The 14,853-nt window shown below is 44.2% G+C and carries 22 protein-coding genes, 1 tRNA gene and 1 other annotated feature; of the genes, 17 read left to right on the top strand and 6 right to left on the bottom strand.

Annotated elements, in window-relative coordinates; genetic code table 11:
* Positions 1-7: 7 nt before the first annotated feature.
* The 4 genes from glnA (at position 8) to V7R88_RS06030 (ending at position 3,926) form a co-directional block, all read left to right on the top strand.
* Positions 8-1,354, top strand: a complete 1,347-nt coding sequence (gene glnA, locus V7R88_RS06015; RefSeq protein WP_054398219.1) for a type I glutamate--ammonia ligase — start codon at positions 8-10, stop codon at positions 1,352-1,354.
* 182 nt (positions 1,355-1,536) lie between these two features.
* Positions 1,537-2,424, top strand: a complete 888-nt coding sequence (locus tag V7R88_RS06020; RefSeq protein WP_060598926.1) for a hypothetical protein — start codon at positions 1,537-1,539, stop codon at positions 2,422-2,424.
* On the top strand, positions 2,414-3,370 hold the full coding sequence (locus tag V7R88_RS06025; RefSeq protein ID WP_054398217.1) for a hypothetical protein: 957 nt from the start codon (positions 2,414-2,416) through the stop codon (positions 3,368-3,370). Before V7R88_RS06020 ends, V7R88_RS06025 begins: the two co-directional genes overlap by 11 nt.
* Positions 3,371-3,386: 16 nt before the next feature.
* Positions 3,387-3,926, top strand: a complete 540-nt coding sequence (locus V7R88_RS06030) for a dUTP diphosphatase (RefSeq protein ID WP_003644309.1) — start codon at positions 3,387-3,389, stop codon at positions 3,924-3,926.
* 47 nt (positions 3,927-3,973) lie between these two features.
* On the opposite strand, the gene V7R88_RS06035 is transcribed toward V7R88_RS06030, so the two are convergent.
* The 3 genes from V7R88_RS06035 to V7R88_RS06045 form a co-directional block, all read right to left on the bottom strand.
* Positions 3,974-4,312, bottom strand: a complete 339-nt coding sequence (locus V7R88_RS06035) for a hypothetical protein (protein WP_003644310.1) — start codon at positions 4,310-4,312, stop codon at positions 3,974-3,976.
* Between the two features lie 57 nt (positions 4,313-4,369).
* On the bottom strand, positions 4,370-4,570 hold the full coding sequence (locus tag V7R88_RS06040) for a hypothetical protein (RefSeq protein ID WP_054398214.1): 201 nt from the start codon (positions 4,568-4,570) through the stop codon (positions 4,370-4,372).
* Between the two features lie 193 nt (positions 4,571-4,763).
* Positions 4,764-4,837: transfer RNA gene (locus V7R88_RS06045), tRNA-Arg, on the bottom strand.
* 473 nt (positions 4,838-5,310) lie between these two features.
* On the opposite strand from V7R88_RS06045, the gene V7R88_RS06050 reads away from it, so the two are divergent.
* Complete coding sequence (locus tag V7R88_RS06050; protein WP_015380266.1) at positions 5,311-5,436, top strand: hypothetical protein; 126 nt, start codon at positions 5,311-5,313, stop codon at positions 5,434-5,436.
* 90 nt (positions 5,437-5,526) lie between these two features.
* On the opposite strand, the gene V7R88_RS06055 is transcribed toward V7R88_RS06050, so the two are convergent.
* The 3 genes from V7R88_RS06055 to V7R88_RS06065 all read right to left on the bottom strand — a co-directional run bounded on the left by V7R88_RS06055 (position 5,527) and on the right by V7R88_RS06065 (position 6,505).
* The gene (locus tag V7R88_RS06055) at positions 5,527-5,682 is read right to left on the bottom strand and encodes a hypothetical protein (protein ID WP_003640341.1); all 156 of its coding nucleotides are present in this window, start codon (positions 5,680-5,682) and stop codon (positions 5,527-5,529) included.
* Between the two features lie 171 nt (positions 5,683-5,853).
* Positions 5,854-6,096, bottom strand: coding sequence for a hypothetical protein (locus V7R88_RS06060; RefSeq protein WP_054398212.1), 243 nt, complete (start codon positions 6,094-6,096; stop codon positions 5,854-5,856).
* A complete protein-coding gene (locus V7R88_RS06065; RefSeq protein ID WP_054398210.1) occupies positions 6,083-6,505 on the bottom strand; it encodes a hypothetical protein in 423 nt (140 codons plus the stop codon). Before V7R88_RS06065 ends, V7R88_RS06060 begins: the two co-directional genes overlap by 14 nt.
* Before the next feature lie 322 nt (positions 6,506-6,827).
* Between V7R88_RS06065 and V7R88_RS06070 the strand changes: the two genes are divergently transcribed.
* From V7R88_RS06070 to V7R88_RS06125, 12 genes are all read left to right on the top strand, one after another.
* Positions 6,828-7,457 (top strand): TetR/AcrR family transcriptional regulator, encoded by a 630-nt coding sequence (locus V7R88_RS06070; protein WP_054398206.1) that lies wholly within the window; start codon positions 6,828-6,830, stop codon positions 7,455-7,457.
* Between the two features lie 61 nt (positions 7,458-7,518).
* Positions 7,519-7,592, top strand: a sequence feature (ribosomal protein L21 leader region).
* A gap of 22 nt (positions 7,593-7,614) precedes the next feature.
* Positions 7,615-7,923, top strand: coding sequence for a 50S ribosomal protein L21 (gene rplU / locus V7R88_RS06075; protein ID WP_003640343.1), 309 nt, complete (start codon positions 7,615-7,617; stop codon positions 7,921-7,923).
* A 21-nt stretch (positions 7,924-7,944) separates the two neighbouring features.
* The gene (locus V7R88_RS06080; RefSeq protein WP_054398204.1) at positions 7,945-8,280 is read left to right on the top strand and encodes a ribosomal-processing cysteine protease Prp; all 336 of its coding nucleotides are present in this window, start codon (positions 7,945-7,947) and stop codon (positions 8,278-8,280) included.
* A gap of 24 nt (positions 8,281-8,304) precedes the next feature.
* Positions 8,305-8,583, top strand: a complete 279-nt coding sequence (rpmA, locus tag V7R88_RS06085) for a 50S ribosomal protein L27 (RefSeq protein WP_003638594.1) — start codon at positions 8,305-8,307, stop codon at positions 8,581-8,583.
* A 191-nt stretch (positions 8,584-8,774) separates the two neighbouring features.
* A complete protein-coding gene (locus tag V7R88_RS06090) occupies positions 8,775-9,836 on the top strand; it encodes a M24 family metallopeptidase (RefSeq protein WP_054398203.1) in 1,062 nt (353 codons plus the stop codon).
* 70 nt (positions 9,837-9,906) lie between these two features.
* Entirely contained in the window at positions 9,907-10,464 is a 558-nt protein-coding gene (gene efp, locus V7R88_RS06095) for an elongation factor P (RefSeq protein WP_003640346.1), read from the top strand.
* A gap of 49 nt (positions 10,465-10,513) precedes the next feature.
* A complete protein-coding gene (locus V7R88_RS06100; RefSeq protein WP_054398201.1) occupies positions 10,514-10,972 on the top strand; it encodes an Asp23/Gls24 family envelope stress response protein in 459 nt (152 codons plus the stop codon).
* Positions 10,969-11,388 carry a transcription antitermination factor NusB gene (gene nusB, locus V7R88_RS06105; RefSeq protein ID WP_054398198.1) on the top strand — a complete coding sequence of 140 codons (420 nt, stop codon included), beginning with the start codon at positions 10,969-10,971 and terminating at the stop codon, positions 11,386-11,388. The genes V7R88_RS06100 and nusB overlap by 4 nt, the downstream gene beginning before the upstream one ends.
* Before the next feature lie 146 nt (positions 11,389-11,534).
* Positions 11,535-12,395, top strand: coding sequence for a bifunctional 5,10-methylenetetrahydrofolate dehydrogenase/5,10-methenyltetrahydrofolate cyclohydrolase (locus V7R88_RS06110; RefSeq protein ID WP_003645162.1), 861 nt, complete (start codon positions 11,535-11,537; stop codon positions 12,393-12,395).
* Positions 12,388-13,731 (top strand): exodeoxyribonuclease VII large subunit, encoded by a 1,344-nt coding sequence (gene xseA / locus V7R88_RS06115; RefSeq protein ID WP_003645161.1) that lies wholly within the window; start codon positions 12,388-12,390, stop codon positions 13,729-13,731. Before V7R88_RS06110 ends, xseA begins: the two co-directional genes overlap by 8 nt.
* Entirely contained in the window at positions 13,731-13,961 is a 231-nt protein-coding gene (locus V7R88_RS06120; protein ID WP_003640351.1) for an exodeoxyribonuclease VII small subunit, read from the top strand. Before xseA ends, V7R88_RS06120 begins: the two co-directional genes overlap by 1 nt.
* On the top strand, positions 13,954-14,844 hold the full coding sequence (locus V7R88_RS06125; protein WP_054398196.1) for a polyprenyl synthetase family protein: 891 nt from the start codon (positions 13,954-13,956) through the stop codon (positions 14,842-14,844). The genes V7R88_RS06120 and V7R88_RS06125 overlap by 8 nt, the downstream gene beginning before the upstream one ends.
* Positions 14,845-14,853: the final 9 nt, after the last annotated feature.

Here is a 14,853-nt window from a genome sequence, read left to right on the forward strand (position 1 = left end):
GATTTTCATGGCAAAACAGTCCTACTCAAAAGACGATATTCGCCGCATCGTCAAAGAAGAAAACGTTAATTTCTTACGGTTAATGTTTACTGATCTATTCGGCACAATTAAGAACGTTGAAGTTCCAGTTTCACAACTCGACAAACTCTTGGATAACAAGTTGATGTTTGACGGCTCATCCATCGATGGGTTTGTTCGGATCGAAGAAAGTGACATGTACCTGTATCCCGACTTATCAACTTGGTTGATCATGCCTTGGAACACGGAACATGGTAAGATTGCACGGATTATCTGTGAAGTTTACACGTCTGATCGTAAGCCGTTCGAAGGGGATCCACGGAACAACTTAATTCGTGTCCTGAACGATATGCGCGAAGCGGGTTACACGGCATTCAACTGTGGGACTGAGCCTGAATTCTTCTTATTCAAGATGAATGAGAAGGGTGAACCAACGACCGAATTGAATGATAAGGGAAGTTACTTCGACTTATCACCAATGGACTTGGGTGAAAATTGCCGCCGAGACATCGCACTTGAACTTGAACGACTCGGCTTTAATGTCGAAGCCAGCCATCATGAAGTTGCCCCAGGCCAACATGAAATTGACTTTAAGTATGCGGATGCGTTATCGGCAGCCGATCATATCCAAACATTCAAATTGGTCGTTAAGACCATCGCGCGGAAATACAATTTGTGGGCAACCTTTATGCCTAAGCCGTTAAACGGGGTCAATGGTTCTGGGATGCACGTGAACATGTCCTTGTTCCATGATCAAGGTAATGCCTTTTATGATGCTAATGATAAGAGTGGCTTAGAATTGTCATCAGACGCTTATCACTTCTTGGGTGGTTTGATGAAGCATGCTCGCTCATACACTGCGGTTACCAACCCAACCGTCAACTCATACAAACGTTTGGTTCCTGGATATGAAGCGCCTGTTTACGTGGCTTGGTCGGCATCTAACCGGTCACCAATGATCCGGATTCCAAGTGCGCGGGGCTTATCAACGCGGCTTGAATTACGGAGTGTGGACGCCTCAACGAACCCATATTTGGCCTTTGCAGCGGTCCTTGAAGCTGGTTTGGATGGCATCAAGAATGGTATCGAACCACCAAAGAGTGTTGACCGTAACATCTACGTCATGGATGAAGATGAACGGGCAGCAGCTGGTATTGCTGACTTACCATCAACGTTACACAATGCGTTGAAAGAATTCCAGACGGACCCAACGATGAAAAAGGCGTTAGGACCACACATTTACCAGAGTTTCTTGGAAGCTAAACGACTTGAATGGGCTTCATACCGTCAACAAGTTAGTGAATGGGAACGCGATCAGTACATGGAATTGTACTAGACCATAAATTAAGATAAAAATACGACGGTTAGGGCACCTTAAATGGCGAACTAGCCGTTTTTGTTATAAAATTGGTAAATTAGTGGTGTTAACCTTTATTAATGCGCTAATTTTCGGTAACATTAAGAACAGCAGTGCAATTCAGCAAGTTTTCAATTATTATTGATTGCAAGGAGATTATTATGGAAAAACAAAATCAGCCTGATCTTGAAAAACAAGATCAACCTACGCGCGCGCTTACGAAGCGACTTCAACAAAAGTTAGACTATGTAACTACGGTGCGCCAAGCAATTACGGCTGGTGACGACCGGTTGATCTACGAATTGATCGATGGTGACCACTATCACCAAGCCTTACTTAACGAGGAACCGGATCCAACCCGTAACGCCCAAGTGGATTTAATTACGGATGTCTATCCGGCAATCAGTCACTACTTGAGTACCAAGTTAATTGATTATCTGGCTCATGAGTACCCATTCTTTTATTATGAAGAAACCCAACTCGGCGAATTTCAGATTTACTTTGGTAACTGGTGGGATCGGCGCCGGTTTGGTAAATTGAACGTTTTGAAAGTCGCCTTTGAATTTAGTTCAGAAGAATACAACAAATTACAAAAGACGTTTGAACTGGCTCCCGCGCACAAACGGTTCAACACGGATCGTATTCAACAGATCTCAGCTGGTAGCGATCAGCTCCAAAAACTGATTGACGCGCAATCAGACCGCGATGCCCAAAAAGAAGAATTGCGGAAGCAACTAAAAGAAAATGGGCAACGTAATTCACTATTTGATTCTGGTCGGATCAAAGAAGAACGGCAGCAAATTATTGACCAGTTAACTAAGCTGGCCGATGAAGACGAACAAGCTAATAATGCCCATGCAACCATGAAGGATAACGAAGCTAAGATTTTAACGCTGTCTAAGGAAGATACGATTTTAGCTTATGAGAAGCAAGCAATTGAAAACGCCTTTAAGAGTTTTGAGAATTTTAATGAGCGTAACCGTAGTCTTTATGTGGACTACTTGACCACGCTGATTGGGAAGGCGCAGGTAGCGGCTGATGGCGAATAATACGGACAAGCAGATGGACACGGCAACACTGAGTACTCACGGTAAGTTGAGTACTTTTAACGATGGACTCAAAAAGGGACTCGCGAATGGTGAAAAATTTACGGCCTTGATGGACCAACTGATTGATACGACTGACGGGGAGACGCTGCTAGCGGCGGCACAACAGCTAGCCGATTTTAAGCTGGATACGGCTTACGTCACGTTCCCACATCAGTATCAGAATGCGGATTATTACTTGATCTTCATGAGCCGGTTGTTAGGTATGCATGGTGATGAACAAGCGGTGTTGAATTCTCAACGGCATACTGAAGCACTGTATCACGTTTACGGGGCGCTAACGGATGATTACACCTTCTTGTATCAAGTGGTGAACAACGGTAACGGTGGCGCCTATTATCGTGAACAAACAACTGGCGAAAACTTATTTTATATTCATTTAGAACGGCGCTTGTTACGGTTTAATAGTTCGGCGTTCACGAATTTATTTATTAATAAATTATTGTTGAAGGGGACTGGGGTTGACCAAATTAATACGGTCCTGGCAACGCTAATTAAATTTGGACATTGCTTACAAGATGATTTTGGCTTTAACGTCGACTTTAATATTTTGGACGTTGCGAACGCGGCTAAATATGAACTGCGGTCGGCTAATTTAGATCGGGCAATCGTTGACAAATTGTTTGTCAGTGCGGCTAAGAATGAGCACATGTTGCGTAATTCACATCAAGGACATGGTGCCCAAATTGAACTGCGGGCTGGTTTGACAGTTGATATCTTTGATGCCGCTGAAGCTGGCGGTAGTCAACAATGGGTCCTGACTGTTCATGATCCTGATCAAGCAGTTTCGTGGTTTGACGTGTTGTTACACTTTGGGTTCATGCGTGATTGGTACTTAGAAAATATCGATTCGCTAGAAATAAAAGCGGATCCATTAGTATTTGCTTAAGTAACGGGGGTATTAGATGTTAGAACTAACAACGTTATTACAACAGTCGATTCGTTTAGACCGCGATATTACGGCCCGTCAACAGATTCATTGGCGGCCACAAGAACGGTTGCAAAATGCGATGGTCTCACTGGACGTCGAATTGGCAGAAATGGCTAATACGTCGGAATGGTTCAAAGTTTGGAAGATTCATCGTGGCAAAGCGGATCCTGATAAGACACACCGCGAAACGCTGCTGAACGAATACGTCGATGCGATGGACTTCTTCTTTCTTGTCTCAGCGATTCAACAGTGGACGCATTTGATTCCAGTAACGCCTGAGCAATTGACGACGATTGCGGCCAAGCCGGCGACTGATTTGAATAAACAGTACTTGGCGATCAAGCACCTCCTCTATGATGCTTACTTTAACCATCGTCAGGAGAGCTACCAGCACGCTTGGCACGTTTTCTTGAAGATTGGGCTAGTTGATTTTGGCTTTACTCAGGACGAGATACAAACGGCGTTTACGGCCAAAAATCATGTCAATGAGCAACGACAAGCAAATAACTATTAAAAAAATAACCTAATTGCGCGATTTGATCACGTAACTAGGTTATTTTTTTAAGCCTCTGTCATTAATTGCGCGTCGTTATCGGCGTCTTGTGCAACTAAGTCATTAACTTGGTCGATCAATGTTTGTCGTTGATCAAGATCATCGTCGCATTCAAAGAAGGCCCCGAGTTCCTCAGCTAAAGTATCTTTGTCCGCATCCATATACCGAAAGTCATTGCTGGTGATCGTATAGTGCTGGTGATCTGGCATCCGGACGATGACACAACCAGTGGCTGACTTTCCCTTGGTGGCTTTGTCCGTAAACTCGACCGCGAGTACGTAGGGCCCGTCAGTTGAACGATCTTTGATGGCGTGCGCGATATTTCCGGCAATTGCTTCAAGTTTCAATATGTTTCACCTCAAAACATATTATACGCACTATTAGGATGGGATGCGAGAATTGATTTAGTCCATCAGTTGTTCAGCCAGCCGATCCTGTTCAGCGTAGAAGGTGTTAAAGGCGCGGTGGGCGCTGATGACGAAGTGGTAGTGGTGTTGTGCGATTAATAAGTTATTATGGAATTCAAAGGTGTCGCGTCCTTGCTGAACAAACGTCAAGTAATCGTTCAGATAAATGTTACTAGTTAAGCCATGGCGTAAAAGCATTGTTGATTCCCCCAAACATCTTAGATATGTTGATTGTACTACTTCAAGGCGGTAGTAGGTTGGGTCGGAAACTTGATTGTAAATTAGTGATATAAACGATAGCTGCCCAAATCTGTTGAAACAAAAAAGAAGTTTGCTAACTGTTGGTTCAGCAAACTTCTTTATTCAGAGTCACAACTGTGAATCGCCAGTATGTCACGAGTGAGACTTGAACTCACAACCCTCCGCTTAGAAGGCGGATGCTCTATCCAGTTGAGCTACCGTGACAACAACAAGACTAATTATAGTTAAGAAGCTGAAAAGTGTCAATTTTTATTTGATTTTTCACCGATTTGTAGTGACCGAAAAAGGCGTGAGCAATCAGGATAATGTGAGAATGTAATATTTGTAATGAAAAAGCACTGAATTAAGGTAAGTATATTTCATCAGGACAATGGCAATTATGATGAAAGTCAAAAATGTCGTCAGACAGGTGAGTGGGAACATTGTTTTTATGGCTATTAATTACCACCTGAAGAATGACACGATATAAACCTTGTGGTAGCGCCAACTACGTGCAGTTGCAATTTAATTTCCTCTTGCGGAGCTACCGCTTTTATTAGTCGTGAAGAAACCAATTTCTCCTAAAATACTTAAGAAAAGATAAAGAAACTAACAAAACTGACAAAAATGGTTTGTTTCGCTTGAAATATTTCTGTAACAAAACGATAATAATCACGTAACAAGGAAGGAGAATTCTTATGGGTTCAGTATTTGCAATCGTCGGTATCATCGCCATCGCTGGTGGCATTCAATATTATTCAAACTTTGTTGCCAAAGAAAATGCAAGCAGTAAGCATTTCACTGCTTCCCGTAATGACCGTTAGTCAACGGGAGTTCTTAACTTGCACATTGGCATTATACAATCAATCAATTAAAAAAGAACTGCTCATTCAAGATGAGCAGTTCTTTTTTAATTACTTGATTTTTGGTGTTTTTTCGATGGTGTCAGTCTTGCCGGCAGCCCAACGTTGGATAGCAGCAACTTCTTTTTCGCGACGAATGCGCTTTTGCTTCCCAGCAACTGGCCGACGTGATGCCCATGTGTTATATGGTTTTGCAACAACAGTCATAAGAGTATGTCCCTCCTTTGATTAGTCCAATAACGACTATATTAAACAAGAATAGTGTACATTGCAACCGAATTAACAGGAAAAGCTAGAGTTTTCCCAAAAATTGCATTATTAGTATAACGGTTATTTTGGTCGGTTGTCAAGATAAAATCCTTTACAGCACTGATCATTTTAATCATTCCACTTGAAATTAGAATCACTCATCATTTTGGAGCGGCCAATTTCTTTGCCGTTGAAGTAGATTTTAGAGCGTAGACCATAGGGACTTTGGACAATGTTAAACCCTTGTTTGGAGAGTTGGTTGATTGAAAATTCGCGGAATAAATTTGCCAGTGCTGTTTTTTGCGAGTTATTAGCAGATAAGAATTCGGAAGTGACGTGAACGTCTAGCCCAGTGTGCTTATGAAATGCCATACCATCGATGAGTTGTAAGTATATATTGTTCATTATTGTTGGCAAGTCGCTGTTTTGCTTTGAGCGTAGTGGCAAGAGCGGTGTTGTATTGACCCATCTGTTTAGATGACATGCTGTTAAAATGGTCGAGTGCAGTTTTGGCAGTCGTTTTTGAAAATTGGGCTTTATTATCATGGCTTTTAGCAGTTGCGGTTTTCACAGCGTTATCAGTACTTTCCTTGGAATCGATTTTACCGACGATCGTGCCTGTGACTAGCAATAAAATGATATAAGCAAAGAGCCATTTTGCGAGCTGCCGTTTTCTGAGCATCCTGGGTCTGGTTGTGATTCTGCATTTTATCCAGTAGCCGATATACCCGCTAATGGTCAAAGTGGCGGTCAATTGCGTCATAGACAATAATAAAGACATATGAAATTCCTCCGTGAATTAGATGGCAGATAGATTGAATGATGTATCGGATTTGAGTCGTTAAATCTCATTTTATCGAAGCGTGTACATTCACTCAATCTGTATGTAAAAGTTCTAATAATCTTCAGAATATCCGTACATGGTAGTGCTTTATTAATCGTATTTGCGAAGTGTTTTAAATTGATGGTTACTTAGCGAAACTATTTTATTAGCTGCGATTATCTTAGACGTAATCCAACTATTTGTCCGGCTAATTATCATCTGTTAGACGCTCCTGGTAATTAATGTTATATTAATTATGAAATGAAAGTAGGGAGCAGATATGAGCCATGAAGTTGATCCGCGTGTCGATAAAACTCGGCGGCGCTTGCGACAAGCATTAATTACATTATTACAGACAGAAACAGTTGATAACATTTCCGTGCAAAAACTGACTAGTACGGCGGCAGTCACCCGTGGAACATTTTATCTCCACTATAAAGACAAGCCGGCGTTTGTTGATCAGGCCCTAGATGACTTGGTGAGTGAATTATTTGAAACGGCCATCGTGACGGTTTCAGTGAGCGACATTATGACCAATCCGGCCGACCCATTACAGCGGGTGCACGTTTTTTCCTTATCAAAGGCACTTGACTACATTAGTCTGCATGCAGAAGCTTTTGAGACGTTATTACTAGACCAACGTCAGTTAGCGGTCAATCAACGGATCAATCAGCAGATGACGACCTGGATGACGAAATTTCATCGTGACTTTCAGGATCAATTTGCTGATCTGGAAGTACCGGTCAGCATTCAAATCGCGTATTACGTTTCTGCGACAGTCGGCTTGATTACTGATTGGCTAGCTAATGATATGATCTACACGCCACATTACTTAACCAAGTGTATTAAAAAAATGCACCATTTGATGACGGTAGGGAGTATTAGTTTCACGGACTTTTTTGTGAAGTGAAATCATTCCTTGACTATTATGGGAAAATTTGATAATATTTTCCTGTTGTATTTGTGGACTTCTACAGCTACAACCGCACGGATTGAGTCTTAAGTTCAGCAATGGCACTTATATTCGGCGAGTCTAAGTGATTTATATTTTAAGGAGGTGCACAAACGTGTACGCAATTATTGTAACTGGTGGTAAACAATATAAAGTTGAAGCAGGCCAAGCAATTTACGTTGAAAAGCTTGACGCTGCTGCTGGCGACAAGGTTACTTTTGATCAAGTAGTCTTTGTTGGTGGTGACACAACTAAGGTTGGAACGCCGACTGTTGATGGTGCGACGGTTGAAGGTACTGTTGAAAAGCAAGGCCGTGACCGTAAAGTGGTTACTTTCAAGTACAAGGCCAAGAAGGGCCAACATACTAAGAAGGGTCATCGCCAACCATACACTAAGGTAACGATCGACACAATTAATGCATAATTAAGAAAGTAGGCATTCCTTATGATTCAGGCAACCATTTCTCGTAATGCGACCGGTCAAGTGACCGCTTTTAAATTAACGGGACATGCTGATTCAGGTGCTTATGGACAAGACATCGTTTGTGCAGCGGTTTCGGTGTTAGCAATTAGTACAATCAATGGGATTGAACAAGTTGCCCACTTACAACCCGTAGTACAAAGTGATGAAACCAATGGTGGGCTGTTAATTGCAGACTTCACTAAGTTGGACTTAGCGAACGCACAATTACAAACCTTACTTGAAAGTTTCACACTTGGTTTGAACGATGTGGCCACGAATTACGGAGATTACATCCGGGTTCGTGAACAAACACGATAACCACATTCGGAGGTGGACTTTACTATGTTAATGAACTTGCAATTCTTCTCTCACCATAAAGGTGGCGGTTCAACTGCCAACGGTCGGGATTCAGCTGGTCGGCGTTTAGGCGCTAAGCGGGCTGACGGCCAAACTGTTAAGAATGGTAACATTCTTTATCGTCAACGCGGAACCCATATTTACCCAGGTGTAAACGTTGGCCGTGGTGGCGACGATACATTATTTGCAATGGCTGACGGTGTCGTTCGTTTTGAACGCAAAGGTCGCGACAAGCGCCAAGTATCTGTTTACCCAGCAAAATAATTTTTGAAGAGCCTCTGCAGGGAGGCTCTTTTTTTGTGAAGCAATCTAGTAATACTGCTAGGCTCACTACTCGTCCGTGGTTGCATTATGCGCAGCACACGTTGTTGAAGCGGTCTTCAATAAATCATTACCTTCAGTTTTGGGAAAGTTTGGTATAATGAAGCGTGAGGTAATGATGGGAGTGACGAATAATGGGTCGAGTTGAACGGTTACAAAATAAGTTTGATCAATTAAAAATCGATGCGTTCTTAGTCTCGAGTGGTGCTAATCTCCAATATTTGACGGGAATGGCTGATATGGCCGGCGATGGTTACTTGTTAGTACTGGCGCAGGAAGTTTATCTGATTACGGACGCCCGCTATCAGACAGCTTTCACGAATCAGTATGACGACCAGCACCTAGTTATTACACGTGATTATCTGGGGGCCGTTTGTGAGATCATCGCCAAAACTGGCACTGGGGTCATGGGTTTCGAAGACGAGATTCCCTATGCAGCTTATAGTTACTTGGACGAGAACTTGGTCAGCGATTTGGTTGCTTTACCAGACGTGGTCGACGAATTACGCATCACTAAGAGTGCTGATGAGATTGATCGGTTACGAGCGAGTGCACGTTTGGCGGATGCTGGTTTTGAATACGTCACGAGCATTGTGCGACCAGGCATGCGCGAAATCGACGTCAGCAACCTGTTGGACGCGTTTATGCGAACACACGGTGCAAGTGGGCCGTCGTTCACGACGATCGTGTTGGGTGGTGCCCGTGCGGCCTTACCACACGGGACAGCTTCGAACGCGGTCTTGACGGCCGGGCAACTCGTCACCCTAGACTTTGGTTACTTTTTGGACGGGTACACGTCCGATATGACGCGAACGTTTGCTTTAGGTACTCCGGACGACAGGTTAGTTGCGGCCTACCAAGCGGTGCAAGCCGCCCAACAGGCTGTAATCGATCAGGTCCAAGCTGGGGCAGCAACTGCTCAACTGGATGCGGTCGGGCGTGATTTGCTGACTAACGCGGGCTATGGCGACGCCTTCAATCATGGTATGGGCCATGGCATTGGTCTCGCTATTCATGAAGGGCCGTTGATTTCAAAAAACACAACGGGTACCTTGGTTGCAAACAGTGTGGTCACTGTTGAACCCGGGGTATATTTCCCAGATTTAGGTGGAATGCGAATCGAAGATGATGTCTTAGTGACCGCTGAGGGCCATGAACGACTGACGACCGCAACGCGCGATTTACTGATTTTATAGTTAAGACAGTTGCCACAGCGGCTCGGTCTTGTTATAGTTATAAAGATATATTTGAGGAGGATTTTTAAAAATGATTTCAACTGCAGATTTTAAAAATGGTTTGACGATTGAAGTAGACAACGCAATTTGGCGCATCGTGGAATTCCAGCACGTTAAGCCTGGTAAGGGTGGCGCCTTTGTTCGTTCAAAGCTTAAGAACTTACGGACCGGTGCCGTTCAAGACAAGACCTTCCGTGCCGGTGCGCGGATGGAACAAGCGCCAATCGAAAAGAGTACGATGCAGTACCTCTATGCCGATGGCGACAGCTATGTCTTCATGAATACTGAAACTTATGAACAAATCGAAATTCCTGGCGACCACATTCAAGACGAATTGAAGTTCTTGAAGGAAAACATGGAAGTTCAAGTAACGCTTTATAAGGGTGAAGTGTTGGGAATTGATTTACCAAACACGGTTACTTTGGAAGTTGCCGAAACTGAACCAGGAATTAAGGGTGATACCGCTTCTGGTGGTTCTAAGCCAGCAACGTTGGAAACTGGTGCGATTATCCAAGTGCCATTCTTCGTTAAGGCCGGCGACAAGCTGATCGTTAACACCGTTGACTCCACTTACGTTTCACGGGCTTAATTTTTAGAAAAACTAATACCGGCAAACATGGAATTGGAGGAATGTCAAAATGGCTGACAGTAGCAATATTACGTTACAAAGCAAAGAACCCAGCTTAGGACAAATTCAAATTGCACCAGAAGTGCTTGAAATAATCGTTGGTATCGCGGTAAGTCAAATTGATGGCGTTAACCGGATGCAAGGGACGATTTCTTCCAGTGTAAATGAGTTGTTCGGTCGCAAGAAGAATCTTGGTAAGGGTGTCAAGCTAACGATCGTTGATGATCAGATCAGTGTTGATGTGTACGCATACTTGGACTATGGCGTTTCAGTGCCAAAGGTCGCTTTAGAAATTCAAGATAAGATCAAACAACAGATTTTATTTATGACCGATCTTGCCCTGAGTGAAGTCAACGTTCACATTACTGGTATCGTGACTGAGAAGACCGAAAGTGCCATTGATCCAAACAACTTGTTTGGTGATGAAGATACCCAGACCGATGAAAATGAAGATGGTGAAGAATCGTGAGTTTAACGCGTCATGAAATCCGGGAAAAAGCATTTCAGGCTTTATTCGCTTTGAATGCGAACCCGGACGCTGATGAAAATCAGTTATTCCAACAGTTACTCAACCCTGAAGAGGCGGATGCAGTTGAAATTCCCGCATATTTAAGCACGTTAGTAACTGGTGTTCGTGAACATCAAGCGGAATTAGACGCCCAAATTCAGCCTTATTTAAGTCAAAAGTGGTCGTTGGACCGACTGGCTAAGACTGATTTGATTATCTTGCGCATCGCGTTCTTTGAATTGCAATTTGTTGACGACGTTCCAACTAAGGTCGCGGTTAATGAAGCAATTGAATTGGCAAAGGCGTTCAGTGATGACCGCTCTCGGAAATTCGTTAGCGGGGTACTTGGTAAAGTGGTTAAAAACCAGGCCAATTAGTCTAAAACCGAACAATCTTATGTTCTACCGTAAAAGTCTGGCGATTTGCCAGACTTTTTTTAATAACTTATTAGTAAACCGGTCATAAATCATCGTGGTGAATATGCTAAAATAAGACCAGACAGAGAAAGAGGAGTGTGGCACTTGTGACGAAGATTATTGATGGTAAGGCAGTAGCTAAGAAAGTTAACGCGCAGACGGCAACGGCAGTAGCGGAATTGGCTGCTCAGGGAATTCAACCAGGGATTGCTGTAATTATTGTTGGGGACGATGCAGCCAGTCAAATCTATGTTCGAAATAAGAATCGTAAAGCCACTAAGTTGGGGATGCACTCCGTGGTGCGGCAGTTGCCAGCGACTACTAGTCAGGACGAACTGTTAGCCATTATTGCGGCATACAATGCGGATGACAGCATTCATGGCATCTTGGTGCAGTCGCCACTACCAGCCCAAATTAATGAACCATTGATCACGATGGCCATTGATCCTAAAAAGGACGTCGATGGTTTTCACCCGACGAACGTTGGTAAGTTGATCACCAATTTTCCAGGTAATTATCCCGTAGCAAATACGCCTCGCGGTATTATGACGATGTTGGCTGACTATGGGGTTGATCCGGCTGGTAAAACGGCGGTTGTTATTGGTCGGAGTACCATTGTTGGTAAGCCGATGGCCGCTTTGTTAACAAATGCTAACGCAACTGTAACGATTGCACATAGTAAAACAGCTGACCTAAAGGCGGTCGCCCGGACGGCGGATATCTTGGTGGTTGCAACTGGGATTGCACACCTGATCACTGGTGCTGATATCAAACCAGGCGCGACGGTCATTGATGTTGGCATGGATCGTGATGAAAATGGTAAACTAGTGGGTGACGTCGATTTTGATTCTGCTCAAGGCATCGCGGGGTTGATTACGCCCGTTCCTGGTGGGGTGGGTCCAATGACGATTGCCACCTTGATGCAGACAACGGTGGAACTTGCAAAGTGGAGTGATGTAAGTGAGTGAAAGTCAACAATATTTGACAGTGACAGCTTTAACTCAGTATTTAAAACGTAAATTCGAGGTTGATCCGTATTTAGGTAAAGTGTACCTAACGGGGGAAGTTTCTAATTATCGTCCCCGGCCTAATACGCATCAATATTTCAGTTTGAAAGATGACCATGCCAAGATTTCAGCCATTATGTTCAAGTCGGCGTTTGCCAAGGTCAAATTTCAGCCTGAAGAAGGTATGAAGGTTCTGGTCGTGGGCCGGATTGGTCTGTATGAGCCCAGTGGTAGTTACCAGATTTATGTGGAACGCATGGAACCAGACGGCGTGGGTGCGTTGTATCAAGCCTACGAACAACTTAAAAAGAAATTAGCGGCTGAGGGCTTGTTTAGTGCACCCAAAAAGCCGCTTCCGCGCTTTCCAAAGCGAATTGCAGTGGTCACTAGTCGTAGTGGCGCAGTGATTCGCGATATTATCACGACTACTCGGCGCCGTTTTCCGATTGCGCAGATCGTTTTGTTTCCATCTCAAGTTCAAGGTGATGCGGCTGCGGCCGAAATTAGTCGGCAGATCGAACGTGCCAATGCGCAAGGTGATTTTGATACATTAATTATTGGGCGTGGTGGTGGTTCAATCGAAGATCTGTGGCCATTCAACGAAGAAGTGGTTGCGCGTGCAATCGCACAGAGTCAACTGCCAGTTATTTCATCCGTGGGACATGAAACGGATACGACAATTGCTGACTTGGTCGCAGATGTGCGGGCGGCCACCCCAACTGCGGCTGCCGAATTAGCGGTACCAGTATATAACGATGTTTTATTACAATTAAAGCAAGACCAGACCCGCGTGTTCAATGCATTTCAGAATTTCGTTCAACGCGATCGACAACGACTTAATAAATTACAAACGTCGTACGTGTTTACTCAGCCGAACCGCTTGTACGAAGGGTATTTGCAGAAGTTAGACTTCTTAAATGAGCGACTTAAACAGGCTGGTCAAAATAACTTTAATCTGGCAAGCCAGCACTACCAGCGTGTTTTTCAACAATTACGACAGCAAACGCCGATTCACCAAGTTCGCCAGGCACAAACACAACTGCTTAACTTGCAGCAACGGCTGAATCGGGGTACCCAGTTAGTCGTGCGGCAGAAACGGCAACAACTGACGCAGACCGTCCAATCGTTGGATCTACTTAGTCCGCTTAAAATCATGACGCGTGGTTACGCCTTTGTGACGGCGGATGAACAAGTGGTTCACGGGGTCAAACAATTGCAGCCAGAACAAACGGTTGCAATTCACATGGCTGACGGTGAGGCGCAAGCACAGATTACGAAGATCGATGGAGGAAAATAATGGCTGAACAACCAACTTTTGAACAGAATTTATCACAATTAGAGACGATCGTTAATCAATTAGAACAAGGCGATGTCCCTTTAGAACAAGCCTTGGATCAATTTCAAAAGGGCGTGGCACTTAGCAAGCAGTTGCAAGCAACCCTTGAAGGTGCTGAAAAGACGCTCACTAAGATGATGAATGAAAATGGCGACGAAGTTCCGTTTGAGCAAGCTGACGCCAATGAATAAGCAATTATTAACTGAATTTGAATCCAAGTGGCGTCCTCAGATTAATCAGTATTTAGATGAGCAGCTCCAAGCGTGTTCTGACCAACCGACCCTGACTGACGCCATGCGTTATTCGGTACTAGCAGGTGGCAAGCGGTTACGGCCGTTATTGACGTTAGCTATTTTAGATACTTTTGATATCGTAACGACGGCTGCAAACTTGCGGGCAAGTGTGGCCGTTGAGTTGATGCATACTTATTCGCTAATTCACGATGATTTACCGGCGATGGATAATGATCAACTACGACGTGGCGAACCGACTAACCATGTTAAGTTTGGGGAAGACGTTGCCATTCTTGCAGGGGATGCCTTACAACCGTTGACTTTCGAATGGATTGCGGATAGTGGGTTACCGGCATCGATCGTTGCTGATCAAACCTTAGCATTAGCGCAGGCCACCGGACCTCGCGGGATGGTGGCTGGTCAAATTGCTGATGTCCTGGGAGCGGGACAACATTTGGCCTTACCAGCCTTACAACAGCTGCATCGCGAGAAGACGGGGGCGTTAATTCACTACGCTGTCCAAGCAGGGTTGATTCAAGCTCAAGTGCAACCAGCCGTGCAGGAATTGCTATTACAATATGCTGATGCCTATGGATTAGCGTTTCAAATTTACGATGATATTTTAGACGTGACGAGTACGCCTGCTCAGTTAGGAAAAGCTACGCATAAGGATGCCGATGAGCATAAGAATACGTATCCAGGTTTGCTGGGGCTTGCAGGCGCACGAACAGCGTTAGAACAAGCTGTAACAGCTGCTCAAACGGCGTTGGTAAAAGCTAGTGCTGCTAGTCAACGAGACATGGGCTTGCTTGCAGCTTTTCTAACGTATTTTACAGATTAAGGACTTAAA

Source organism: Lactiplantibacillus argentoratensis (assembly GCF_037290055.1).
GTDB lineage: Bacteria > Bacillota > Bacilli > Lactobacillales > Lactobacillaceae > Lactiplantibacillus > Lactiplantibacillus plantarum.

What these genes read in the sequence shown, in the direction of transcription:
- efp (WP_003640346.1), top strand. Translation starts at nt 9,907, where the DNA reads ATGATTTCAACTGCAGATTTTAAAAATGGTTTGACGATTGAAGTAGAC.
- V7R88_RS06100 (WP_054398201.1), top strand. Translation starts at nt 10,514, where the DNA reads ATGGCTGACAGTAGCAATATTACGTTACAAAGCAAAGAACCCAGCTTA.
- V7R88_RS06070 (WP_054398206.1), top strand. Translation starts at nt 6,828, where the DNA reads ATGAGCCATGAAGTTGATCCGCGTGTCGATAAAACTCGGCGGCGCTTG.
- V7R88_RS06030 (WP_003644309.1), top strand. Translation starts at nt 3,387, where the DNA reads ATGTTAGAACTAACAACGTTATTACAACAGTCGATTCGTTTAGACCGC.
- V7R88_RS06060 (WP_054398212.1), bottom strand. Translation starts at nt 6,096, where the DNA reads ATGGCATTTCATAAGCACACTGGGCTAGACGTTCACGTCACTTCCGAA.
- V7R88_RS06020 (WP_060598926.1), top strand. Translation starts at nt 1,537, where the DNA reads ATGGAAAAACAAAATCAGCCTGATCTTGAAAAACAAGATCAACCTACG.
- V7R88_RS06055 (WP_003640341.1), bottom strand. Translation starts at nt 5,682, where the DNA reads ATGACTGTTGTTGCAAAACCATATAACACATGGGCATCACGTCGGCCA.
- V7R88_RS06050 (WP_015380266.1), top strand. Translation starts at nt 5,311, where the DNA reads ATGGGTTCAGTATTTGCAATCGTCGGTATCATCGCCATCGCTGGTGGC.
- V7R88_RS06120 (WP_003640351.1), top strand. Translation starts at nt 13,731, where the DNA reads ATGGCTGAACAACCAACTTTTGAACAGAATTTATCACAATTAGAGACG.
- V7R88_RS06025 (WP_054398217.1), top strand. Translation starts at nt 2,414, where the DNA reads ATGGCGAATAATACGGACAAGCAGATGGACACGGCAACACTGAGTACT.
- V7R88_RS06125 (WP_054398196.1), top strand. Translation starts at nt 13,954, where the DNA reads ATGAATAAGCAATTATTAACTGAATTTGAATCCAAGTGGCGTCCTCAG.
- rpmA (WP_003638594.1), top strand. Translation starts at nt 8,305, where the DNA reads ATGTTAATGAACTTGCAATTCTTCTCTCACCATAAAGGTGGCGGTTCA.
- V7R88_RS06090 (WP_054398203.1), top strand. Translation starts at nt 8,775, where the DNA reads ATGGGTCGAGTTGAACGGTTACAAAATAAGTTTGATCAATTAAAAATC.
- V7R88_RS06065 (WP_054398210.1), bottom strand. Translation starts at nt 6,505, where the DNA reads ATGTCTTTATTATTGTCTATGACGCAATTGACCGCCACTTTGACCATT.
- V7R88_RS06080 (WP_054398204.1), top strand. Translation starts at nt 7,945, where the DNA reads ATGATTCAGGCAACCATTTCTCGTAATGCGACCGGTCAAGTGACCGCT.
- V7R88_RS06040 (WP_054398214.1), bottom strand. Translation starts at nt 4,570, where the DNA reads ATGCTTTTACGCCATGGCTTAACTAGTAACATTTATCTGAACGATTAC.
- glnA (WP_054398219.1), top strand. Translation starts at nt 8, where the DNA reads ATGGCAAAACAGTCCTACTCAAAAGACGATATTCGCCGCATCGTCAAA.